Source organism: Mycobacterium scrofulaceum (assembly GCF_001667885.1).
Taxonomy (GTDB): domain Bacteria; phylum Actinomycetota; class Actinomycetes; order Mycobacteriales; family Mycobacteriaceae; genus Mycobacterium; species Mycobacterium scrofulaceum_C.
Genome location: NZ_LZJW01000019.1, coordinates 1 through 22,925 on the forward strand (window position 1 = coordinate 1; position 22,925 = coordinate 22,925).

General features: G+C 68.7%; 18 protein-coding genes and 3 pseudogenes. 7 read left to right on the forward strand and 14 right to left on the reverse strand.

The window, feature by feature from the left end; genetic code table 11:
- Positions 1-172: pseudogene (locus A5681_RS28100) on the forward strand (SDR family oxidoreductase); the annotation flags it as partial.
- Here the strand turns inward: A5681_RS28100 and car are convergent.
- Positions 164-3,094 (reverse strand): annotated as a pseudogene (gene car / locus A5681_RS01635) (carboxylic acid reductase); the annotation flags it as partial. The pseudogenes A5681_RS28100 and car sit on opposite strands and share 9 nt — an antisense overlap.
- Before the next feature lie 147 nt (positions 3,095-3,241).
- Positions 3,242-4,582 (reverse strand): 4-aminobutyrate--2-oxoglutarate transaminase, encoded by a 1,341-nt coding sequence (gene gabT / locus A5681_RS01640; protein WP_067268847.1) that lies wholly within the window; start codon positions 4,580-4,582, stop codon positions 3,242-3,244.
- 207 nt (positions 4,583-4,789) lie between these two features.
- On the opposite strand from gabT, the gene yajC reads away from it, so the two are divergent.
- Both yajC and A5681_RS01650 read left to right on the forward strand, forming a co-directional pair.
- Positions 4,790-5,128 (forward strand): preprotein translocase subunit YajC, encoded by a 339-nt coding sequence (gene yajC, locus A5681_RS01645; RefSeq protein ID WP_067268848.1) that lies wholly within the window; start codon positions 4,790-4,792, stop codon positions 5,126-5,128.
- Between the two features lie 112 nt (positions 5,129-5,240).
- Positions 5,241-5,660: pseudogene (locus A5681_RS01650) on the forward strand (protein translocase subunit SecD); the annotation flags it as partial.
- 161 nt (positions 5,661-5,821) lie between these two features.
- On the opposite strand, the gene A5681_RS01655 reads toward A5681_RS01650, so the two are convergent.
- From A5681_RS01655 to pdxS, 4 genes are all read right to left on the reverse strand, one after another.
- A complete protein-coding gene (locus tag A5681_RS01655; protein ID WP_067268850.1) occupies positions 5,822-6,577 on the reverse strand; it encodes a YebC/PmpR family DNA-binding transcriptional regulator in 756 nt (251 codons plus the stop codon).
- 208 nt (positions 6,578-6,785) lie between these two features.
- Entirely contained in the window at positions 6,786-7,382 is a 597-nt protein-coding gene (gene pdxT, locus A5681_RS01660; RefSeq protein ID WP_067268851.1) for a pyridoxal 5'-phosphate synthase glutaminase subunit PdxT, read from the reverse strand.
- Positions 7,379-8,224 carry an acyl-CoA thioesterase II gene (gene tesB, locus A5681_RS01665; RefSeq protein WP_067268852.1) on the reverse strand — a complete coding sequence of 282 codons (846 nt, stop codon included), beginning with the start codon at positions 8,222-8,224 and terminating at the stop codon, positions 7,379-7,381. Before tesB ends, pdxT begins: the two co-directional genes overlap by 4 nt.
- A 14-nt stretch (positions 8,225-8,238) precedes the next feature.
- Positions 8,239-9,150: a pyridoxal 5'-phosphate synthase lyase subunit PdxS gene (gene pdxS / locus A5681_RS01670; RefSeq protein ID WP_156737814.1), complete on the reverse strand. Its 912-nt coding sequence runs from the start codon at positions 9,148-9,150 to the stop codon at positions 8,239-8,241.
- Positions 9,151-9,370: 220 nt separating this feature from the next.
- Between pdxS and A5681_RS27350 the strand changes: the two genes are divergently transcribed.
- Both A5681_RS27350 and A5681_RS01685 read left to right on the forward strand, forming a co-directional pair.
- Positions 9,371-10,453 (forward strand): PPE family protein, encoded by a 1,083-nt coding sequence (locus A5681_RS27350; RefSeq protein ID WP_082968160.1) that lies wholly within the window; start codon positions 9,371-9,373, stop codon positions 10,451-10,453.
- A 15-nt stretch (positions 10,454-10,468) separates the two neighbouring features.
- Positions 10,469-11,668 (forward strand): PE-PPE domain-containing protein, encoded by a 1,200-nt coding sequence (locus A5681_RS01685; RefSeq protein ID WP_067268856.1) that lies wholly within the window; start codon positions 10,469-10,471, stop codon positions 11,666-11,668.
- 1 nt (position 11,669) lies between these two features.
- Here the strand turns inward: A5681_RS01685 and A5681_RS01690 are convergent, their stop codons facing one another.
- Genes A5681_RS01690 through thrS form a run of 6 tightly spaced genes read right to left on the reverse strand, consistent with a single transcriptional unit; the run spans position 11,670 to position 18,037 of the window.
- Complete coding sequence (locus A5681_RS01690) at positions 11,670-12,707, reverse strand: NUDIX hydrolase (protein WP_067268857.1); 1,038 nt, start codon at positions 12,705-12,707, stop codon at positions 11,670-11,672.
- On the reverse strand, positions 12,707-13,831 hold the full coding sequence (locus tag A5681_RS01695; RefSeq protein ID WP_067268858.1) for a glycosyltransferase family 4 protein: 1,125 nt from the start codon (positions 13,829-13,831) through the stop codon (positions 12,707-12,709). Before A5681_RS01695 ends, A5681_RS01690 begins: the two co-directional genes overlap by 1 nt.
- Entirely contained in the window at positions 13,831-14,805 is a 975-nt protein-coding gene (locus A5681_RS01700; RefSeq protein WP_419866286.1) for a phosphatidylinositol mannoside acyltransferase, read from the reverse strand. Before A5681_RS01700 ends, A5681_RS01695 begins: the two co-directional genes overlap by 1 nt.
- Positions 14,769-15,401 carry a phosphatidylinositol phosphate synthase gene (gene pgsA / locus A5681_RS01705; RefSeq protein ID WP_067268859.1) on the reverse strand — a complete coding sequence of 211 codons (633 nt, stop codon included), beginning with the start codon at positions 15,399-15,401 and terminating at the stop codon, positions 14,769-14,771. The genes A5681_RS01700 and pgsA overlap by 37 nt, the downstream gene beginning before the upstream one ends.
- 13 nt (positions 15,402-15,414) lie before the next feature.
- On the reverse strand, positions 15,415-15,990 hold the full coding sequence (locus A5681_RS01710; RefSeq protein ID WP_067268860.1) for an HIT family protein: 576 nt from the start codon (positions 15,988-15,990) through the stop codon (positions 15,415-15,417).
- Positions 15,983-18,037, reverse strand: coding sequence for a threonine--tRNA ligase (gene thrS / locus A5681_RS01715; protein WP_067268861.1), 2,055 nt, complete (start codon positions 18,035-18,037; stop codon positions 15,983-15,985). The genes A5681_RS01710 and thrS overlap by 8 nt, the downstream gene beginning before the upstream one ends.
- Positions 18,038-18,296: 259 nt before the next feature.
- Between thrS and A5681_RS01720 the strand changes: the two genes are divergently transcribed.
- Positions 18,297-19,109: an LLM class F420-dependent oxidoreductase gene (locus A5681_RS01720; RefSeq protein ID WP_231996191.1), complete on the forward strand. Its 813-nt coding sequence runs from the start codon at positions 18,297-18,299 to the stop codon at positions 19,107-19,109.
- A gap of 86 nt (positions 19,110-19,195) precedes the next feature.
- Positions 19,196-20,893, forward strand: coding sequence for a cation:proton antiporter (locus A5681_RS01725; RefSeq protein ID WP_067268863.1), 1,698 nt, complete (start codon positions 19,196-19,198; stop codon positions 20,891-20,893).
- Positions 20,894-20,923: 30 nt separating this feature from the next.
- On the opposite strand, the gene A5681_RS01730 is transcribed toward A5681_RS01725, so the two are convergent.
- The gene (locus A5681_RS01730; protein WP_197498485.1) at positions 20,924-22,162 is read right to left on the reverse strand and encodes an amidohydrolase; all 1,239 of its coding nucleotides are present in this window, start codon (positions 22,160-22,162) and stop codon (positions 20,924-20,926) included.
- A 16-nt stretch (positions 22,163-22,178) separates the two neighbouring features.
- On the reverse strand, positions 22,179-22,904 hold the full coding sequence (locus A5681_RS01735) for a trimeric intracellular cation channel family protein (protein ID WP_082968171.1): 726 nt from the start codon (positions 22,902-22,904) through the stop codon (positions 22,179-22,181).
- Positions 22,905-22,925: the final 21 nt, after the last annotated feature.

Genomic DNA, 22,925 nt, shown 5'->3' on the forward strand with positions numbered 1-22,925 from the left:
CAAGTGGGCCGGCGAGGTCCTGCTCCGCGAGGCGCACGACCTGTGCGGCCTGCCGGTGGCGGTGTTCCGGTGCGACATGATCCTGGCCGACACCACCTACGCCGGGCAGCTGAACCTGCCCGACATGTTCACCCGGCTGATGCTGAGCCTGGTCGCCACCGGTGTCGCACCGGAACACCGCCACCGGCAGGCCGCACAGGTCGTGCGCCTCGCGGAGCAGGACCTCGCCGGCCCACTTGCTGTTGCCGTAGCCGTTGGCGTAGTTGTCGTTGATCGCGCGGGTCGCGCTGATCTGCCGGATGTCGGCGTCCTCGACGAACTGGCCGGGCTTGATCTGGTCACCGACGCCGATCGTCGACACGTAGGTGTACGGCTTCAGCTTGGTGGTCAGCGCGATCCTGATCAGTTCGGCGGTGCCGAGCGCGTTCGGACCGAACAACTCGCTGTACGGCAGGACGTGGTTGACCAGGGCTGCCGGGTCGACGATCAGGTCGACGGTGTCGGCCAGCCGCTGCCAGGTCTGGGAGTCCAGGCCGAGGTTGGCCTCGCCCTTGTCGCCGGCGATGACTTCCAGGTGGTCGGCGGCAAGCTCGCGGTAGTGCGCCAGGAGCTTGGGGTCTCCGCTGTCGAAGGTCTTGTCGAGGCGGCCGCGAGCTTCCGCGTCGGACTTCGCGCGGACCAACGCGATGACCTTGCCGTCGACCATGTCCATGCGCTCGAGCCATTCCAGCGCCAGGTAGCGGCCCAGGAAGCCGGTCGCGCCGGTCAGCAGGACCGTGCGCACCTCGGTGGTGGGCTTGGGCAGGCTGGGCGCGGCGGCCAGCGTCTCGGCCTCCAGGAACTTGTCCAGGGTCAGGTCACTGGCGTGCACCTCGGTCGCGTCGCGGCCGTGCACGGCGGCGAAGGTCGGCCGCTTGGTGCCCTGCCGCTCGCCCTCGATGTAGTTCGCGATGGCCTGCAGGTCGCTGGCCGGGCTGACGATGACGCCCACGGGGACGTCGATGTCGAAGATCTCGCGCAGCAGATTCCCGAAGGTCAACGCCGACAACGAGTCTCCGCCCAGGTCGGTGAAGTGCGCGTCGGGCGTCAGCTCGCTGCTCGCCGTGCCCAGCATGGCTGCGGCGGCCCGGCTCACGGTCTGCAGCACGGGCGCGTTCGCGCCGTTGCGTCGCAGTTCGGCCAGCTCGTTGGCCTGCCCCTCGGCCAGCTCGGCGTAAAGCCGCTCGAGCCGCTCGCCGTAGTGCTGCTTCAGCTTGGGCCACGCCAGCTTGCGGATCCCGGTCAGCAGGCCGTTCTCCAGGCTGAACGGAGTGGTCTCGATGATGAAGTCGCGCGGCACCTCGTAGGACTGCAGGCCGGCCTGACGCGCGACGTTCTGCAGCGAGTCGGCGATCTGGGGCTTGAGCGTCTCCAGGTCGCCCGAGGCCAACGCCTCCTCGGTCGGGACCACGACGGCCAGCAGGTAGGGCTGGGAGCTGTTGCCGTAGACGTAGATCTGACGCACCAGCGGGCTGTTGCCGAACTCGGCCTCCAGCTTGGCCAGCGTCACGAACTCGCCCTGCGCCAGCTTGAGCACGTTGTTGCGCCGGTCGACGTACACCAGCTTGTCGGGCGCGACCTCGGCGAAGACGTCCCCGGTCCGGTAGTAGCCGTCCTCGTCGAAGACGTTGGCGGTGGTCTCGGCCCGCTTGTAGTAGCCCGGGAACATGTTTTCCGTGCGCAGCAACAACTCGCCCCGCGGGTGCGGCCGGTCGGTGCTGAAGTAGCCCAGGTCCGGGACGTCGACGAGCTTGTAGTCGACCACCGGCGGGCGCTGGATCTCGCCGTCGAACAACACCATGCCGGCCTCGGTCGAGCCGTAGCCGTCCATCAGGTGCATCTCGAGCAGCGATTCGACCCAGGTGCGCAGCTCCGGCGACGTGGGCGCCGAGCCGGTCATCGCGAAGATGTACCGCCCGCCCAGCAGGTACTGGCGCTGGTCGGCCAGAACCTCGGCCTCGACCGCAGCGCGGTCGCCGCCCTCGGAAAGCCGCCGCTCGACCAGGCGCTGGAATTCACCGAACAGGGTTTCCCAGATGCGCGGCACGAAGTTCAGCTCGGTGGGCCGCACCAGCTCGAGATCCTCGAGCAGGGTCGAGAGGTCGCTCTTGGCCGCGAAGTAGGCCGTGCCGCCGTTGCCCAGCGTGCCGTAGAGGATGCCGCGGCCCATCACGTGGCTCATCGGCATGAAGTTCAGGGTGATCGATGCAGCGCTCTCGCCGAACCAGTTCCTGCTCCCTCGGCGCCAGATCTTGGCGACGTTGCTCTGCGGGTACATCGCGCCCTTGGGGGCGCCGGTGCTGCCCGAGGTATAGATCAGCAGGGCCAGGGGGTCGGACTCCTCGCTGGCCGGGAGCGGCGCGTCGGGCAGCGCCTTGCCGCGCTCGAGCACCTCGGCCAGCGTCTCCACCACGACGTCGGTGTCCGCGAGCCGGGCGCGGGCGGTCTCCACCGCCTCCCGCTCGTCGTCGACCTCGGGGTGGTAGTCGAACACCACCAGTTTGGTGGGCCGGTGGCCGCCCAGGATCAGCTCCACGGCGTCGGGCAGCTGGTTGGCGCTCGCCGCGATCACGGTGGGCTCGGTCTCGGCGACGATCGGGTGCAGCGACGTCAGCGACGCGCTGGTCTGCAGCGGGACCGACACCGCGCTGATCGTCGCCAGCGCCATGTCGATGGTGGTGTAGTCGACGCTGTTGAAGCCCAGCACGCACACCCGGTCGCCGACGTGCACCTCGTCATTGGACCAGGCGCGGCCGAGCGCGGAAACGCGCTCACCGAGCTCGCGATAGGTGAGCGTCTCGAATCGGGAGAGCAGCTCCAGCCTGGTGCGTCCGCTCGCAGAGTCCTGGACGAACTCCACCGCGCGGTGCGCCAGGGCCGGGCGGTCCGCATATGCGTCGAGCACGGTCCGGATGACTTGCGGCAGGCGCAGACCGGGCCGCTCGAGCGCCGCTTCGACCGCGGGGTCCGGGCGGGCGGCGGCGAACTGGGGGTCGTTGGCGGTCAGGTCCTCGATGCGGCGCTCGAGCCGCTCGTCGTGATTGATGGTCGACATACAAATTCCCTTGCAATGAAAGTTATTGAGTCATTTCGCGCCGATGCGCTGACCATTAGAACGTTAGCTAAAGTAACGGTATTCCACCATGGTCTTACATCGGAGCACGTTGTGAGATTGCCCACCGGGGCCGTCGAGTCCCCAGTTCTAGAGGTCGGCCAGCAGCCCCGCCAGGACGTCGAGGCCCTCGTTCAGCAGCTCGTCGCTGATGGTCAGCGGCGGCAGCAGCCGGATGATGTTGCCGAACATGCCGCAGGTCAAGACGACGACCCCGGCGGCATGGGCCGCGGTCGAGAGCCTCTGAGTCAGCTCCGCATCGGGCTCGGCGGTTCCTGACTTCACCAACTCGACGGCGATCATGGCGCCCCGACCGCGCACCTCGCCGATGCGGTCATCGCCGGCCTGCAGGCGCAACAACGGTTCGGTGATCAGCCGTTCCAGTTGCCGGGCCCGCTCGATCAGTCCGTCACTTTCGATCGTGGTAATGGTGGCCAGTGCTGCAGCACAAGCGATTGGGTTACCGCCGAATGTGCCGCCCAAACCGCCGACGTGCGACGCGTCCATAATCTCCGCGCGGCCGGTGACCGCCGAGAGCGGCAGCCCGTCGGCGATGCCCTTGGCGGTGCAGATCAGGTCGGGCTCGACCCCCTCGTGCTCGCACGCGAACATCGCCCCGGTGCGCGCGAACCCGGTCTGCACCTCGTCGGCGATGAACACCACGTCGTTGTTCCGGCACCAGTTGAGCAGGGCCGGCAGGAATCCCTCGGCGGGCACGATGAAGCCGCCTTCGCCGGCGATCGGTTCGATGATGACCGCGGCGAGGCTGTCGGCGCCGACTTGGCTCTCGATCACGTCGATCGCCCGGGCGGCGGCCTTCTCCCCGTCGGTGGCCAGCTCCTTGTCGAGCAGCCCGTCCCGGTACGGGTAGGACACCGGGGCGCGGTAGACCTCCGGGGCGAACGGGCCGAAGCCGCTCTTGTACGGCTTGGATTTGGCGGTCAGCGCCATCGCCAGGTTCGTGCGGCCGTGGTACGCGTGGTTGAACGCCACGACGGCGGGCTTGCGGGTGTAGGCGCGAGCGACCTTGACGGCGTTCTCGACGGCCTCGGCGCCGGAGTTGAACAGCACCGAGCGCTTCTCGCCGGAGCCCGGCGTGATCCGGTTGAGCTCCTCGGCGACCGCGACGTACTGCTCGTACGGCGCGACCATGAAGCAGGTGTGGGTGAACTCGGCGACCTGGGCGCGCACCGCCTCCACCACTCGGGGCGAGGAGTTGCCGACCGTGGTCACCGCGATGCCGGAGGCGAGGTCGATGAGCCGGTTGCCGTCGACGTCCTCGATGATGCCGCCGAACGCGCGCGCCACGAACACCGGCAGCGAGACGTTCACCCCATGAGACACCGCCGCCGCGCGGCGTTTGGTCAGCTCCAGCGAAGCGGGACCGGGGATTTCAGTGACCAGCTGGCGAGTCTGCTCGAGGCCGGCCACGATTCTCTCCTCACCGCGGCGCGCTGTCACGTCGCGACTCAAGCCTATCCGGCGCGACCCCGCCCGGCCTCTCAGTACGGCGGCGGTCGGGAGCGACCTGCGGCAATGGCACACTGGCCGGTACGAGGTGCGCGGCCCACGGGTCATCACGGCCACCGATGGCGTTGAAGTGCCAAACGAAGCCACTACGAAAAGACAGGCCCGTTCATGGAGAGTTTGATCCTGTTCCTGCCCTTCCTGCTCATCATGGGCGGGTTCATGTACTTCGCGTCGAGACGGCAGAAGCGCGCGATGCAGGCCACCATCGACCTGCACGAGTCGTTGCAGCCGGGCGACCGCGTGCACACCACGTCCGGGCTTGAGGCCACGGTCGTCGAGATCACCGATGACACCGTCGACCTCGAGATTGCGCCCGGCGTGGTGACGACCTGGATGAAGCTGGCGATCCGCGACCGGATCCTGCCCGACGAGGACGACCTCGCCGAGGACGACGACGCCGACGACTTGGAAGAATTCGGCGACAACCGGGCGACCAAGGATTCCTGACGGCAATCGCGGCCCAAACGCACCAGCGCCGCAAGCGCCAAGTGGGGGGCACGTAGGCTTTTCTAGGCTCTGTCCGGGGTAAGAAACCGATTCTCGAGGAGATAGAAGGAACGTGGCATCGTCTTCGGCGCCGGTGCACCCTGCCCGCTACCTATCCGTCTTCCTGCTGCTGCTCGTCGGCGTCTATCTGCTGGTGTTCCTGACCGGCGACAAGCGCGCCGCCCCCAAGCTCGGCATCGACCTCCAGGGCGGCACCCGCGTCACGTTGACCGCACGTACCCCGGACGGTTCCCGTCCGAGCCGCGATGCACTGGCGCAGGCGCAGCAGATCATCAGCGCGCGCGTCAACGGGCTGGGGGTTTCCGGTTCGGAGGTCGTGGTCGACGGTGACAACCTGGTCATCACCGTGCCCGGCAACGACGGCAACGAGGCCCGCAACCTGGGGCAGACCGCCCGGCTCTACATCCGCCCGGTGCTCAACTCGATGCCGGCGCAGGAGCTGCAGCCCAAGCCCGCCCCGCAGGCGCCCCCGCTGCGCTTCCTCAATCAGCACGTACTCGACGCCGCCACGGTGTTTCCCGACGACACCCGGCCCCGCGCGCTCGACCCGTCAACGCTGGACAATCCGCGCATCGTTCAGGACATGCGGCACGGCTACGACTAGTCCCGATGGTCGCCGACGTCGGCGACTGATCACTCCTCGTCGAGGGCGGCCAGAACCTCGTCGGACAGGTCGACATTGGTCCAGACGTTCTGCACGTCGTCGCTGTCCTCCAGGGCGTCGACGAGCTTGAACACCTTCCGGGCGCCGTCGACGTCCACCGGCACGCTGACCGAGGGTTGGAAGCTGGCCTCGGCGGACTCGTAGTCGATTCCCGCGTCCTGTAGGGCGGTCCGCACCGCGACCAGATCCGTTGGCTCCGAAATGATTTCGAAGCTGTCACCCAAATCGTTGACGTCCTCGGCGCCCGCGTCGAGCACGGCGGCCAGCAGGTCGTCCTCGGTCAGGCCGTTCTTCTCCAGCGTGACGACGCCCTTGCGGGTGAAGAGATACGACACCGAGCCCGGATCGGCCATCGTGCCGCCGTTGCGGGTCACCGCCACCCGGACCTCACCGGCCGCGCGGTTGCGGTTGTCGGTCAGACATTCGATCAGCACCGCCACGCCGTTGGGTCCGTAGCCCTCGTACATGATCGTCTGGTAGTCGGCGCCGCCGGCTTCCTCGCCGGCGCCGCGCTTGCGGGCGCGCTCGATGTTGTCGTTGGGCACCGACGTCTTCTTGGCCTTTTGAATGGCGTCATAGAGCGTCGGGTTGCCCGCCGGGTCCCCGCCGCCGGTGCGGGCGGCGACCTCGATGTTCTTGATCAGCCGGGCAAACTCCTTGCCCCGCCGCGCGTCCTTGACGGCCTTCTGGTGCTTGGTGGTGGCCCACTTGGAATGGCCGCTCATCGGTGTCTCTTACCTCTTCTGTCTTCGAAAGTTCGCCAGACGAGTCTACGTGCACGCTGCGGGCCGCCCGACCGGCCGCTCCCCTTGCGGCTCAGCCGCCCCAGCAGCCACAGGACCGTAGGGGCAGGCGCCTCCCCGGACGTGATATCGCCGGCGCTATCACTTCCGCGGATTACCTCATCCCCGCAAGCTGGCGCCGGTGTGACGGTCAGGCGAGCCCGTTGACGATGTCCACGAAGAGCTGGTGAACGCGACGGTCGCCGGTCATCTCGGGGTGAAACGCCGTCGCCAGATTCCTGCCCTGCCGCACCGCGACCGTGTGCCCCGACGCTTCGGCTAGCACCTGCACGCCGTCGCCGGCCCGCTCGACCCATGGGGCACGGATGAACACCGCGCGCACCGGCCCGTCCAGACCGGCGAACGGTATGTCGCCCTCGAAGGAATCGACCTGGCGTCCAAATGCGTTGCGCCGCACGGTCATATCGATCGCCCGCAGCGGCAGCGCCTCGCGTCCGCCCGTGCCGGCGTCCAGGATCTCGCTGGCCAGCAAGATCATGCCCGCGCACGCACCGTAGGCGGGCAGCCCGTCGGCCAGCAGTCCACGCAGCGGCTCCAGCAGGTCGAGGTCGAGCAGCAGGTGGCTCATCGTGGTGGACTCCCCGCCGGGTACGACCAGCCCGTCGACCTTCTCCAGCTCGCCGCGTCGCCGCACCGGCATCGAATCGGCCCCGGCCTCGCCCAGCGCAGCCAGGTGCTCGCGGGTGTCACCCTGCAGCGCGAGCACGCCGATGCGCGGCGCGCTCACTGCGCGGTCGGCTGAAATCCGCGCGGGAAGCGAGTCAGCCCCTCCTGCATGACCGCCGCCACCATTTCGCCGGATTGCGTGAAGATCTTGCCCTGGCACAGCGAGCGCCCGCCGCTGGCCGACGGCGACGACTGGTCGTAGAGCAGCCACTCGTCGGCCCGAAAAGCCCGCATGAACCACATCGCGTGGTCCAGCGACGCGACCTGCAGATGCTCGCGGACATCGAGGTGGTTGACCTGCGCCGATCCCAGCAACGTGAGGTCGCTCATGTAGGCCAGCGCGCAGATGTGCAGCACCGGGTCGTCGGGCAGCGGGTCGCGGTGGCGGAACCACACCTGCTGCTGGGAGGCCTTGCCGGGCGACAGCTGCAGTTGGTCACGCGGCACGATGCAGACGTCCCATTCCTCGAACTGCTTGAAGCCGGCGTCGTCGAACACCTTGATCGAGTCCAGACCGGGCAGCCCGTCGGGTGGCGGCGCCGCCGGCATCGCGTCCTGGTGGTGGATGCCCTCCTGGTCGGTCTGGAAGGACGCCCCCATGCTGAAGATGATTTCGCCGTGCTGAATGGCGTTGACGCGCCGGGTGGCGAACGAACCGCCGTCGCGGGTGCGTTCCACGATGAAGACCGTGGGCTCGTTCGCGTCCCCGGGCCGCAGGAAATAGCCGTGCAGCGAGTGCACCTGATAGCGCGGGTCTACCGTGCGCACCGCCGAGACGAGGGATTGCCCGGCGACGTGGCCGCCGAACGTGCGCTGGAAGTATCCGGACTCCGGGCTGAACACCCGGCCGCGATAGATGTTGACCTCGAGTTGCTCCAGATCAAGGATCTCTTCGATCGCCACCAACAGCCCCCGGCTTACCAGCCGCGTTCGGCCAGCCGGTGGGGCTGCGCGATCTGCTCGACGTTGATGCCCACCATGGCTTCGCCCAGCCCCCGCGACACCTTGGCCAACACGTCCGGGTCGTCGTAGAAGGTGGTCGCCTTGACGATGGCGGCGGCGCGCTGCGCGGGATCCCCGGACTTGAAGATCCCCGAGCCGACGAAAACGCCCTCGGCACCGAGCTGCATCATCATCGCCGCGTCGGCCGGCGTAGCGATGCCGCCGGCGGTGAACAGGGTGACGGGCAGCTTGCCGGCCCGGGCCACCTCGACCACCAGCTCGTAGGGCGCCCGCAATTCCTTTGCGGCGACGAATAATTCGTCTTCCGACATCGAGGTCAGCCGGCGGATCTCGCCGCCGATCGCCCGCATGTGCGTGGTGGCGTTGGAGACGTCGCCGGTGCCGGCCTCGCCCTTGGACCGGATCATGGCCGCGCCCTCGCTGATGCGCCGCAGCGCCTCGCCCAGGTTGGTCGCCCCGCACACGAACGGCACGGTGAACTTCCACTTGTCGATGTGGTGGGTGTAGTCCGCGGGAGTGAGCACCTCGGACTCGTCGACGTAATCCACGCCGAGGCTCTGCAGGATCTGCGCCTCGACGAAATGACCGATGCGCGCCTTGGCCATCACCGGGATGGTCACCGCGGCGATGATGCCCTCGATCATGTCGGGGTCGCTCATCCGCGACACCCCGCCCTGGGCGCGGATGTCGGCGGGCACCCGTTCGAGCGCCATCACGGCGACGGCGCCGGCGGCCTCCGCGATGCGGGCCTGCTCCGGGGTGACGACGTCCATGATGACGCCGCCCTTGAGCATCTCGGCCATGCCGCGTTTGACCCGCGCAGTTCCCGTCTGATTGGCCTGACTCGGCCGTGCGCCGCTCTCCACTAGTTCCCGCTCTCCTTGAACCATCGGGCTTCCACTCTAGTGGTGGGAACAAACCCGTTTTGCCGCCGCTTCCATCAGTCGCGCCAAGCGCCTGCGACGCGCGTCACATTGTGTTAAAAATTGCGTCAGCTATTTGCACAACCGCTGCTGCTGGTGCGAATCCGTGGGCGGGCAACCAAGGTCTCACCGGCCGAGGCGGTTGGCCGAGAAGAGGTCTCGGGTGTTGCCGGATTACGTGCTGTTGCCGCCGGAAATCAATTCGGCGCGGATGTACGCGGGGCCCCGCTCGGGGACGATGTGGGCGGCGGCGGCCGCGTGGGATGCGTTGTCCGCCCAGCTGGCGTCGGCCGCGAGTTCCTTTGAATTGACGGTCTCCACGCTGACCGGCGGCCCATGGCAGGGCCCCGCGTCGATGACGATGGCCACGGCCGCCGCCCCGTACGTGCAGTGGCTGAGCGCGACGTCGGGGCAGGCCGAGCTGGTGGCCAATCAGACCCGGTTGTCGGCCGCGGCGTTCGAGGCGGCGTTCACGGCGACGGTGCCGCCGGAGGTGATTGCGGCCAACCGGGCGCTGCTGATGTCGCTGATCGCGACCAACATCCTGGGCCAGAACACCGCGGCGATCGCGGCGACCGAAGCGCAGTACGCCGAGATGTGGGCCCAGGACGTGGCGGCGATGACCGCCTACGACGCCAGCACCAAGGCGGCCGAAGCCACGTGGACGCCGTTCGGCAACCCGCCCCTCACCCTGACCAGCCTGCCCACCCCGACGTTCACCTCCTTCGGCCAGGAACTCCTCCAGTCCCTCAGCCAGTCGCTGACCCAGCAACTGATGAACCCGATGACGCAGCTGCAGATGCTTTCCACACCCGCCCAGTTCGCGATGGAACCGATCAACACGGTGATGGGCCAACTGATGTCCAGCACCAATCCGCTGCTGGGCGGCGCCGGCAGCCTCCCCGCGATGGATCCGGTCCTGGCGTCCACGGCAAGTCCGGGCGTCGGCGGCCCCAGCCCCATCGCCGCCCAGCTCGCCGGGCGCATCGTCTCGGCGAACACGGGCCAGGCCGGTTCGATCGGGCCGCTGTCCGTGCCGTCCAGCTGGGCCGGCGCCGCGGCGCCGGCGACCGTCGCGGCTCCGGCCGCCGTGGCGCCCGGCACCCCGATCACCCCTGTTTCGGCGAGCCCGGCCACCGCGCCGCACCTGCCCTCCCCCGGCATTCCCGGGCGGGCGACGGCCGCCGTCAGCCAGTCGATCGCCGGACCGCGCGAAAGTATCGCCGCGCGCTCGGCGCTGAGTTAGCAAGGCGGAGCGCCCATGTCGTTCGTGATCACCGACCCCGACGCGATGGCGACGGCCGCCGACGAGTTGCAAGGGCTCGGCTCGTCCCTGCAGGCGACGAACGCGGCCGTGGCCGGCCCGACGACGTCGGTGCTGCCGCCGGCCACGGATTCGGTGTCGGTGCGCGTGGCGACGATGCTCGACGCGCACGCCCAGCAGTACCAGGCGTTGAGCGCCCAGGCGGAGTTGTTCCACAACCAGTTCGTAGAGACGCTGATCACCGCGAAGAACGCCTACGCCGACACGGAGGCCACCAACGCGGCGGCCATGCAGTCGACGACGGGGACGCAGAAAATCGCGCTGATCATGGGCGGCACCGGGAATCCGTCGCCGGACCTGAAGTACATGACGTCCATCCAGCAGGCGTATCTCGCCACCAATTACTCCGACTACACCCTGGTGAGTTTGCGCACCCCCGAACAGTTTTGGCCGATCACCGGACTCGGCAGCGAGACCTTCGGCAAGTCGGTCTATCAGGGCATGGCGACGCTGAACTCCGCGATCCTGACGCAAACCGCGGCCGGCAATCATGTTGTGGTCGTTGGGTATTCGCAGAGCGCGACGATCGCCAGCCTGGAGATGCGGTACCTGCAGGCCCTGCCGGCCGCCCTACGTCCGAGTCAGGACCTGCTGAACTTCGTCCTGCTCGCCGACCCGAACAACCCGATGGGTGGCATCCTGACGCACTTCATTCCGGGCTTCGGCGCGTTTCACTTCGCCACCCCGCTCACCACGTCGTATGCGACGTCCATCTTCACGCTGCAGTACGACGCGATCGCCAACTTCCCGGCGAACTGGTTGTGGCTTCCGTCGGACCTCAACGCTCTGTTCGGATTCCTCGACCTGCACCACACGATGCCCTTCGTGTCCGCCGCGCAGGTCGCCGCCGCCATCCAGCAACACGTCGGCAACATGACCTTCTACTTCATGCAGACCGCGCAGTTGCCGCTGCTGGATCCCGTCCGGTGGATCCCCATCCTCGGCAATCCGCTGGCTGATCTGCTGCAGCCGTTCATCAAACCGATCGCCGATTTCGGCTACTACGCGCCCGGGATTCTGCCCGGCCCGGTGAGCATCGCCGGATCCGTCGGCCAGGGCGTCACGTCCGGAATCGCCAGCCCGCTGGTGCTGGGTTTTCCCCCGCTGGCCTCCAACGGCTTGGCGAGCGGGTTCTAGCTCACCGGATGGACAGCAGCGGCCCCGGTGTGCGGCCGCCGGCCAGCGCGGCCGCGTCCGCGAGCAACTCGGCCAGCTGCGTGGGGTACACCGTCTCCCCGGCGGCGGCCAGCCGGGCGATGTCGGCCGCGTCGCACCAGCGGTGGCCGCCAATGTAGCTGCGTTCCAGGTCGGTTCGGCCCGCGCCGGACGGCTCGAACCGTTGCGTGCGGTACACGAAGTAGAACTCTTCGCTGTCGATCAGCGAGCCGTTGAACTCGAAGACCTCGTCGCGCCGCCAGACCGGGCCCACCAAATCGCCCGGAGCCACCCGCAGTCCCGTCTCTTCGGCCAGCTCGCGGGCGGCTGCCTCGGCCAACCGCTCCCCGCTCTGCACCTCGCCGCCGACGGTGATCCACCACTTCGGCGCGTTACCGCGGCCGATCGCCGGATCCGAACCGCGCAGCAGCAGCACCGCGCCCGTCTCGTCGAGCAGCGCCACGCGCGCCGACGTGCGGTGGCTGAGCACGCCGTTGAAGGAGCCGACGTCGCCGTGGGCCAGCGCGTGCGGGCGCTCGACGATCTCGAAATAGCTTGGCAGCGCGGCTGTCCCGCCGAGCCGAAGGGTCCGCACCAGGAACCGCTCGCGCAGCGCCAGGGTGTCCCGGACCGCGTCGTTGTGGAAGCGGCGGGCCAGCAGCACCCGGGCCTCGGCGTCGGCCAGCTCGGCGATCAGGCCGGCCGGCAACGAGGCGGGATCGACGATCGCCAGCGCGGCCGAGAGCTCGTTCTCGCGCGACTCACGCTCCTGCCGCGGCGCCGCCTCGGCGGCGTCGGCCAGCGCGGCCAACCGCCTGCCCTCCGAGGCGCCGCCATAGGCGTCGATGGCGACCGCACGGGCGACCACCGCGCGCCGCGCCAACGCGCCGTCGAGCGCCTGCCACGACAGGTCGTAGCGGACGTGCAGCCGGTCCAGCCGGTTGGCGGTCTGGTAGGCCCAGGCGCCCAGAATCGCCAGCAGACCGACGAATACCGCGATCGCGACGGCTAACCACGTCATCAGCTGGCCACCTGAACTTTGGCGCCGGTCGCGGCGACCGTCTCGTAGACGCGCATGATCTGGCTGGCCACCACCGACCAGTCGTAGCGCTGGACGGCGGCCGAGCCGGCCGCCACATAGCGTTCACGCAGCACATCGTTTTCTAGCACCGAAATCAGGGCGTCCGCCAGCGCAGCGCCGTCGCCGACCGGCACCAGGCACCCGACTTCGCCGTCGCGCAGCACCCGCCGGAAGGCGTCCAGGTCGCTGGCCACCACCGCGGTGCCCGCGGCCATCGCCTCGACCAGGACGATGCCGAAGCTCTCGCCCCCCACATGCGGCGCGCAATAGACGTCGGCGCTGCGCATCGCGGACGCCTTCCCGGCGTCGTCGACCTGGCCCAGAAACCGCATGTGCTTGACCAATTCGCCTGCCTGGCTCCGTAATTCGGCTTCATCGCCACGGCCGACGATGAGCAGCTGAACGTCGGGGAAGTGCTGCACCACGCCCGGCAGCGCGTCGAGCAGGACCGACATGCCCTTGCGGGATTCGTCGTAGCGGCCCAGGAACAGCACCGTCTTGCCCGGCCGCGGGTAGCCGTCCAGCGGCGGCGCCGAGGCGAACGAGTCGACGTCGACGCCGTTGGGGATCTCGACCGCGTCGGTGCCCAGCGCCTCCATCTGCCAGCGGCGGGCCAGGTCCGACACCGCGATCCGGCCGACGATCTTTTCGTGCATCGGTCGCAGGATGCCCTGGAACACCGTCAGGGTCAGCGATTTGGTGGTCGAGGTGTGAAACGTCGCGACGATCGGTCCCTCGGCGATGTTCAGGGCCAGCATGGACAGGCTCGGCGCGTTGGGCTCGTGCAGGTGCAGCACGTCGAAATCGCCTTCGGCGAGCCACTTTTTGACCTTGCGGTGGGTTGCGGGGCCGAACCGCAGCCGGGCCACCGAGCCGTTGTAGGGAATGGGGACGGCCTTGCCGGCGGAGACGACGTAGTCCGGCAGGGCCGCGTGCGGCGACGCCGGGGCGAGGACGCTCACCTCCTGCCCGCGCTGCCGCATCACCTCGGCCAGCTGCAAGACGTGCGACTGCACCCCGCCCGGGACGTCGAACGAGTACGGGCAGACCATGCCGATGCGCATCAGGTCTCCCTGAGCCGCGCCTGCCGGGCTTCGGACAGGTCGGCCAGCCACTGCGGTTGCAGCATGTGCCAGTCCGCGGGATGCGCGGCGATGTTCTGGGCGAACCGGTCGGCCAGCGCCTGGGTGATGGCGCCGACGTCGCCGCTGCTGCAGTCCAGTGGCGGATCGATCCGAACCCGCGAACCGTCGTCGGTGAACCAGCAATGCGAAGGCAGCAGCGCCGCCCCGGTCTCGATCGCCAGCCTCGCCGGCCCGGCCGGCATCCGGGTGGGCTCACCGAAGAAATCGACCTCGACGCCGGTGCGGGTGAGGTCCCGTTCGGCCATCAGGCACACCACCCGGTTGTCGCGCAGCCGGTCACACAGCACCTCGAAGGGGGGCCGGTCGCCGCCGGACAGCGGCAGCACTTCGAAGCCGAGGCTTTCCCGGTAGTCGATGAAACGCCGATACAGTGATTCGGGTTTAAGCCGCTCGGCGACGGTGGTGAAGGTGCCGCGCGTCTGCGCCAGCCACACCCCGGCCATGTCCCAGTTACCACTGTGCGGCAGGGCGCAGATCGCCCCGCGACCCTTGGCCAGCGCCGCGTCCAGGTTGTCGGCACCCTGAAACGTCTCGTCGAGTTGACGGGCGACCGCGCGGAGATCCATCCCGGGCAGGCGGAAGGCCTCTCGCCAGTAGCGGGCGTAGGACGCGAGCGATGCGCGCATCAGCTCGTCGGGCACCTCGGCCGGCGCGACGCCGACGACGCGGGCCAGGTTCTTGCGCAGCTGCTCCGGGCCGCCGCGCCGCGCCGCGTACCGCGCCCCGGTCTCGAATGCCGAGCGCGCCGCGAATTCCGGCATCGCCCGCACGGCCATCCAGCCGGCCGCGTACGTCCAGTCGCTGGCGGTCCCGGACACCAGGCGCCGCGGCGCGGTGATCAAACCCAACCCGGGGATCACGGCATGCGCTCCGTCGCGCCGGGCGAGGTCCACACCGTGCGCAGTCGCTGCACGCAGGTGATCACGCTGGCCACCGCGAGCAGCCACATGGCCACCGGCAACGCCGGCGGCCAGGCCACGAATGGGAAGTCCGCCACACCGGCGCCGACCAGCACGATAATCAACCTTTCCGGGCGTTCGATGATGCCGCCGTCACCGCGCAGCCCGCTGGCTTCGGCCCGCGCCTTGATGTAGGAGATGACCTGCGACGTGACCAGACAGATCATCGTCGCCACCGTGAGCAGCTTGTCGTGCATGCCGAAGGCCACCCACCACAGCAGGCCGCAGAACACCGCGCCGTCGCTGACGCGGTCGCAGGTGGCGTCCAGCACGGCGCCGAACCGGGTGCCGCCCCCGCGCTCGCGGGCCATGGCGCCGTCGAGCATGTCGAACAGCACGAAGAACCACACCACGCAGCTACCGGCGAACAGTTTGCCCATCGGGAACAGCGTGAGCGCCCCCGCCACGGATCCGGTGGTACCCAGGACGGTGACCACGTCCGGCGTCAAGCCCATCCGCAGGCACGCTTTGGCGGTCGGCGTGGTGAGCCGCGCGAACGCCGCCCGCGAGAGGAACGGCACCTTGCTCATGAGCGCTCGAACCTCATGACTGTCTAGCCCACTCCGTGGCCAGCAGCCGGCGCGTTTCGCGCAGCAGCTGCGGGATGACCTTGGAGCCGCCGATGATGGTGATGAAGTTGGCGTCGCCGCCCCAACGCGGGACGACGTGCACGTGCAGGTGTTCGGCCAGCGACCCGCCCGCCGACGTTCCGAGGTTGAGGCCGACGTTGAAGCCGTGCGGCCGCGACACGTTCTTGATGACGCGAATCGCCTTCTGGATGAAGGCCATCAACTCCGCGCTCTCCTCGTCGGTGAGGTCCTCGAGTTCGGAGACCCGCCGATACGGCACCACCATCAGGTGTCCCGGGTTGTACGGGTAGAGGTTGAGGACGGCGTAGACCAGCTCGCCGCGCGCGACCACCAGGCCTTCCTCGTCCGACAGTTGCGGGATGTCGGTGAACGGCTGCTCGCTCTTGCCCGACGAGTTGGGGTCGCGTTTCATCGGCGCTTCGGCCAGGTAGGTCATCCGGTACGGCGTCCATAGCCGTTGCAGGTGGTCACTCTCGCCGACACCGGTGTCCAGGATGGTGTCCTCCGCGCGTTCGGTGGGTTCACTCACCGCCGGTCACCTTCACCAGTTCGGCTGTGGGCGCGGCGTTCTCGCGCTCGGCGATCCAGGCCACAATCGCGTCGACGGCGCTGTCGCGCGGCACACCGTTGATCTGCGTGCGGTCACCGAAGCGGAAGCTCACCGCCTTCGCCTGCACGTCGCGGTCACCCGCGAGCAACATGAACGGCACCTTCTGGCTCGTGTGGTGGACGATCTTCTTGGCCATCCGGTCGTCGCTGCTGTCCACCTCCACCCGCACGCCGTGCGATTTCAGCTGCGCCGCAATGCTTTCCAGGTAGGACACGTGCTCATCGGCGACCGGGATCCCGACCACCTGCACCGGGGCCAGCCACGCCGGGAACGCCCCCGCGTAGTGCTCGGTGAGGATGCCGAAGAACCGCTCGATCGACCCGAACAGCGCGCGGTGGATCATCACCGGCCGCTGCCGGGTGCCGTCCGGGGCCGTGTACTCGAGCTCGAAGCGCTCCGGGAAGTTGAAGTCCACCTGGATGGTCGACATCTGCCAGCTGCGGCCCAGGGCATCGCGGGCCTGCACGGAGATCTTCGGGCCGTAGAACGCCGCGCCGCCGGGGTCGGGAACCAGTTCCAGGCCCGACTCGGCCGCCACCTCGGCCAGGGAGTTGGTGGCCTGCTCCCACATTTCGTCGGTGCCGACGAACTTCTCGGGGTCCTTGGTGGACAGCTCCAGATAGAAGTCCTCCAGGCCGTAGTCGCCCAGCAGCTCGAGCACGAACCGCAGCAGCGACGCCAGTTCGCCGTGCAGCTGGTCGCGCGTGCAGAAGATGTGCGAGTCGTCCATCGTGAATCCGCGCGCCCGCGTCAGCCCGTGCACCACGCCGGACTTCTCGTAGCGGTAGACCGTGCCGAATTCGAAGAGCCGCAACGGAAGTTCGCGGTACGAGCGCCCGCGGGAGCGGAAGATCAACGTGTGCATCGGGCAGTTCATCGGCTTGAGGTAGTAGTCCTGCCCGGGCTTACGCACCGTTCCGTCGTCGCCCAGTTCGGCGTCGAGGTGCATCGGCGGGAACATCCCGTCGGCGTACCAGTCCAGGTGGCCCGAGGTGTGAAACAGCTGCGCCTTGGTGATGTGCGGGGTGTTGACGAACTCGTACCCGGCCTCGATGTGCTTGCGCCGCGAGTACTCCTCCAGCTCCCGGCGCACCACGCCGCCCTTGGGGTGGAAAACCGCTAGCCCCGAACCGATTTCGTCGGGAAAGCTGAACAGGTCCAGCTCGGTGCCCAGCTTGCGGTGGTCGCGCCGCTGCGCTTCGGCGAGCAGCTCGAGGTGGCGGTCCAGCGCCTCCTGCGATTCCCATGCCGTGCCGTAAATGCGTTGCAGGCTCGCGTTTTTCTGGTCCCCGCGCCAGTACGCGGCGGAGCTGCGGGTCAGCTTGAACGCCGGGATGTGCTTGGTGGTCGGGATGTGCGGCCCGCGGCACACGTCGCCCCAGACGCGTTCCCGGCTGCGGGGATTGAGGTTGTCGTAGGCGGTGAGCTCGTCGCCGCCGACCTCCATGATGTCGGGGTCGCCGGACTTGTCGTCGACGAGTTCCAGCTTGTAGGGCTCGCCGGCCAGCTCGGAGCGCGCCTGGTCCTTGGACTCGTAGACGCGCCGCTCGAACAGCTGCCCCTCCTTGACGATCTGGCGCATCCGCTTTTCCAGCGCCGCGAGATCCTCGGGGGTGAACGGCTCCGCCACGTCGAAGTCGTAGTAGAAGCCGTCGGTGATGGGCGGCCCGATCCCCAGCTTCGCTTGCGGAAACATGCCCTGGACGGCCTGGGCCAGCACGTGTGCGGCGGAATGCCGAATGACGCTGCGCCCGTCGTCGGTGTTGGCCGCCACCGGAACGACCTCGGTGTCGGTGTCGGGCACCCAGCTCAGGTCGCGCAGCTTGCCGTCGGCGTCGCGCACCACCACGACCGCGTCGGGGGCCCCGCGGCCCGGCAGCCCCGCCTCCCGCACCGCGGCCGCGGCGGTGGTCCCGGCGGGCACCCGGATAGGGCCTGCTGGGGACGGGTTTGCGGGGGCGCTCATGGTGTGGGTTCTCCTAGGTCGGTGGGTCGACGACCATGCTATCGGGGTGCTCCGGGCGCGAGCAGGGCCGCCGAACAGTGCGCTTCCGCGGACGTGCGAACGGTTCTCCGGATCCGGTCACGGCATCCCGTTTTTCTTCAAGCCCTCCGGGTAGCCCACGGTGACCGCTCGATCGAGCGCAGTCGTCGCTTCGCACCGTGTGAGGCAGGGAGGCCCCCTTATGCAATTCGGTTTGTGCTATTTCCCGACGGATTACGGTATGCGGCCAGACGAACTGGCGGCGGCGGGCGAAGAACGCGGTTTCGAGTCGCTGTTGTTTTGCGAGCACACCCACATCCCGACCAGCAGGAAGTCGCCCTACCCCGGGGGCGGCGAATTGCCCAGGATGTACGCCCACACCTACGACCCCTTCGTCGCGTGCACCGCCGCAGCCTCGGCGACGAGCCGCTTGAAGATCGGCACCGGAGTGTGTCTCGTGGTGGAGCGGGACCCCATCACCACGGCCAAGGAGGTGGCCAGCGTTGACCGCCTTTCGGCTGGGCGTTTCCTCTTCGGGGTGGGAGCGGGGTGGAACCGCGAAGAGATGGCCAACCACGGCACCGACCCTCGCGTTCGGATGTCGGTAATGCGCGAACGGATCGAGGCGATGCGGCAGATCTGGACCAACGACGAGGCGGAATACCACGGCGAATTCGTCGACTTCGACTCGATCTGGTCCTACCCCAAGCCCGTCCAATCGCCCCTGCCGGTACTGGTCGGCGGGATGGGTCCAACTGTGGAGGACCGCATCATTGCGTTCGGCGACGGTTGGCTGGCGCAGAACGTCACGCGGGAAAACGTGGACGAGTTCGCCGAGCGCGCGGCGCGATTGCAGCGGCGCGCCGCCGATGCGGGGCGAGGCCGGATTCCGATCAGCCTCTTCGCCGCATCCTCGGACGAGGGCATGGCCGAAAAGTACGCGTCCGCCGGGATTGAACGGTGCCTGTTCCTGGTGCCCGACGGTGACGATTCACAAGTCACCAGGGAGCTCGACAAGTTGGCCGAGCGAGTCTCGACCGGGCAGAACGCTTAGCCAGCCGACTTCCGGCGTCCCGCCGCCCGGTCGAGGTCCGTCGGCTCGCAGCGCCGGCAACAACGCCCGCAGCAAATGTCGGCAGAATGGGAATCGTGGGGGCGCAGACGGCTTTGGCATTGCTGCTCGCCGCTGTCGGCGCCATCGTGGCGATGAACTGGGTCAGCGACCGCACCGGTCTTCCCAGCGCGGGGCTGCTCACTCTGGTCGGCATCGGCTATGGGTTGCTGCCGGGGCCGAACGTCGGCCTTCGGCCCGACATCGTGATGACCTGCATTCTGCCGCCTCTGCTCTACAACGCCGCCCTGGAGTCGTCGCTGGTGGGGATACGCCGCAACCTGCGCACCGTCATCAGCCTGTCGGTGATCCTCGTTCTGCTGACCGCGGCTTCGGTCGGCGCCGCCTTCGCCCTGCTCGTCAGCGGCGCGACGCTCGCGGTGGGTGTGGTGTTGGGCGCTGCGGTGGCACCCACCGATCCGGTGGCCGCGCTCGCCGTCGCCCGCAAGGTCGGTCTGCCGCTCAACATCGTCACCCTCATCGAAGGCGAGGGGCTGCTCAACGACGCGACCGCGCTCACCACCTTGTCGGTGGCCATCACGGTGGCCAGGGGGTCGGACTTCTCGTTTCCGTTTGCGGTCCGCGAGTTCGCCCTGGCGGCGGTGGGTGGCCTGGTGATCGGGTTGGCGTTCGCGTGGTGCCGGCGCCTGTTGCGGCGGTTGCCGCACGACGTGATGACGGCCAACGCGATCTCCCTGGCCACCCCGTTCCTGGCCTATCTCGCGGCCGAGAAGGTGCACGCGTCCGGTGTGCTGGCGGTCGTGGTGTGCGGATTGGTCGTCGGACACGACTCCCCCCGGTCGGAGTCGGGCGCGAGCCGGTTGCAGACCCGGGCCGTGTGGCGGTTGGCCAACTTCCTGCTCGAGGGCCTCGTTTTCCTGTTGATCGGTCAGCAGTTCCCGGCCATCCTCGACGGCCTGCGCGGCTACCCGGTGTCGACCATCGTCGTGGCGACCACCGTGACCACCGCGGCGGTGCTGCTGGTCCGGCCGCTGTGGCTGTTGCTCACGCAGTCGCTGCCGCGGTCACTGCATACGCGGCTGGGCAACGTCACGGGGACCGATGACGACGACGACGATGATCCGCCCCAAGCCCGTCCCCCGCGCGAGCGTAACGCGGAGAGACTCAGTGGCCGTGAGATTTTCGTGCTGAGCTGGGCCGGCACCCGCGGCGTCGTGAGCCTCGCCGCGATCTTCGCCGTGCCGTTCGCGACCGACAGCGGCGCGCGGTTTCCCCTCCGCGATCTGTTGTTGTTCTGCACCTTGGTGGTCGTGCTGGTGACGCTGATCGGGCAGGGCAGCACTTTCGGCCCGGTCGTGCGGGCCCTCGGGGTCCACGCGAAGGCCGTCGACGAAGTGCGCCTGCGTAATCGGGCGCGCACGGCCGCCGTTCGCGCTGCCCTCGACACCCTCAACGAGATGGATCATGAAAGCGAAGCCGATGCCAGGGCGATCGACGTGGTGCGCAGGCAGTTGTGCGCCCGGCTGGAGCGGTATCAACGGCGGCTCGATGTCCTCTCGGATTCCGACGAGTTACCGAACTATCCCGAATACGAGGCGGCCGTAGCGATCCGGCGGGCGGCCATCGACGCCGAGCGCGACGAACTGGTGCGCTGGCGTGACGCCGGCATGCTGCCCGATCGGAGTCTTCGGGTGCTCGAACGCGAACTCGACCACGAAGAGGTGACCCTGCCGACGTACCCGCCGGGCGACCGGCTCGGCCAATGAGGCTCACGCCAATGCGTTGCAGCCCAACGGTTATCGCCGTGCCAGCCAGGCAAGCGCGGCGACCGTCAGGGCTTGAGTTCCGGTGTCCAGGGTGGGCTGGATGACGGGTGCGAACGTCGGCGAATGGTTGACCGGGATGTCCTCGCTGACGCGGCCCGCCTCCACCGCCGTGCGATAGGTGTCGGGGTCGACGCCGCCGATACCCCAGTAGCAATAGGGCGTCTCGAGCGCCGTGGGAATGTCGCTGAAGTCCTCGCTCGCGGCCTGCAGCGGCAACTCGGATGATCGGTCACCGAAGAAATCGTCGAACGCGGCGCGTACCCGCCCGGTGACCCCGGGATCGTTGACGGTCACCGGGTAGTGGTCGAAAAGCTCGAAGTCGGGATCCATCGGCGATCCGGACGCCTGGCATTCGGCGGTCACGATGCGCCGGATCGCGTCCAGGACCCTGGTGCGGGTCTGCTCGCTGTAGGTGCGCAGGTTCAGTTCCAGCACGGCCCGGTCACCGATGATGTTGCTCTTGGTTCCCGCCTCGATCTTGCCGATGGTCAGCACGGCGGAATCGGTTGGCGCGACCTCACGGGAGACGACGGTCTGCAGCCGGATCACGATCATGGCGGCCAGGACCACCGGATCGACGGTGGCCTGCGGCATCGAGCCATGCCCGCCGCGGCCATGCACGGTGATCCGCATGCTGTCCGCGGTAGAGAGGACGGGCCCGGGTCGTGTGCCAACCTGACCGGCCGGCAACGGAAGGACGTGCTGGGCGAGAGCGACGTCGACGCGGCCGACCAGCGTCGCGAGACCGTCGGCGAGCATGCCGCGTGCCCCGTCGCCGACCTCCTCGGCGGGCTGGAACAACGTGATCACGGTGCCCGTCCACTGGTCGTGGGCGGCCGCCAGCAGCGCGGCGGCTCCAAGCAGGCACGTGACGTGAACGTCGTGGCCGCAGGCGTGCATCACCGGCACCCGGTTGCCGCCCGCATCGGTGGCGGTGGCCGTGCTGGCGTACGGGAGGCCGGTGTGTTCCCGGACGGGCAGCGCGTCCATGTCGGCCCGCAGCAACACGGCCGGGCCGTCACCGTTACGCAGAATCCCGACGACGCCCGTGCCGCCGATGCCCTCAAGCACGTCGTAGCCGAAGCCGCCCAGCCGCTCGGCCACGGCTGCCGCCGTGTCGCGCTCCTGGTGCGACAATTCGGGGTGTCGGTGCAGATCGCGGTAGAAGTCCTCCTGCCAGTCACGGGCATCGCGCAGCCCCGCAAGCACCCGCGTGCGCACCGAATTAGTCGCTGTCCCCATCCTTCAAGCCCTCCTCCGCCTGGTGGGCCCCGGGCGCCGACCGGCCGGATCGACCCCGGTGCAAAATTGTCGCCGGCGACCAGGCGCCCACGGCGGGCAACATCCAGCCGCGCCACTGCGCGAGCCAGCACAACACCGTCCCGGTCAGTGTGCCCACCAACAGCCCGGGGGTCGGATGATCGCGGTAGTCGAAGAGCACCAGCGCACCGCTCGCGGCGAGAGCACACGTGGCGTAAAGGGTGTTGCCACCGAAAATTCCCGGGACGCGACGCATCACGATGTCCCGAGTCGCTCCCCCGCCGACCGCGGAGATCGTGCCCAGCAGCAGCGCCGCCAACCAGCCGAGTCCCACGGCGAGCGTCTTATACGCCCCGGTGGCCGCCCAGCATCCCAATGCCAGCGCGTCCACGACCGGCCATACCCAGTTCCACACCCGGCCCTCGACCCGGAAAGCGAACGCGAACGCCGCTCCGGCCAGGGCGGTCAACAGATAGGCGTAGTCGGTGAGCGCGACAGGGGTGCCGCGCTGCAGCAGAGTGTCCCGGATCATGCCGCCGCCCAGGCCCGACAACACGGCGAGGGCCGCGAAGCCAACGGGGTCCAGCTTCTCCTTGCGGGCGACCACGCCGCCCAGCAGGGCGTTGCCGAACACGCCAGTGAGGTCGACCGCACGGAACAAGTCCGCCAATGTCAGGCCGGCGAGCGCCACCACGAAACCCCTTCCGCCGAA

Coding starts and splice junctions, on each gene's coding strand:
- A5681_RS01685 (WP_067268856.1), top strand. CDS start 10,469: ATGTCGTTCGTGATCACCGACCCCGACGCGATGGCGACGGCCGCCGAC.
- A5681_RS01655 (WP_067268850.1), bottom strand. CDS start 6,577: ATGAGCGGCCATTCCAAGTGGGCCACCACCAAGCACCAGAAGGCCGTC.
- A5681_RS01720 (WP_231996191.1), top strand. CDS start 18,297: ATGCGGCCAGACGAACTGGCGGCGGCGGGCGAAGAACGCGGTTTCGAG.
- yajC (WP_067268848.1), top strand. CDS start 4,790: ATGGAGAGTTTGATCCTGTTCCTGCCCTTCCTGCTCATCATGGGCGGG.
- A5681_RS01725 (WP_067268863.1), top strand. CDS start 19,196: ATGGGAATCGTGGGGGCGCAGACGGCTTTGGCATTGCTGCTCGCCGCT.
- A5681_RS01695 (WP_067268858.1), bottom strand. CDS start 13,831: ATGCGCATCGGCATGGTCTGCCCGTACTCGTTCGACGTCCCGGGCGGG.
- A5681_RS01690 (WP_067268857.1), bottom strand. CDS start 12,707: ATGACGTGGTTAGCCGTCGCGATCGCGGTATTCGTCGGTCTGCTGGCG.
- pgsA (WP_067268859.1), bottom strand. CDS start 15,401: ATGAGCAAGGTGCCGTTCCTCTCGCGGGCGGCGTTCGCGCGGCTCACC.
- thrS (WP_067268861.1), bottom strand. CDS start 18,037: ATGAGCGCCCCCGCAAACCCGTCCCCAGCAGGCCCTATCCGGGTGCCC.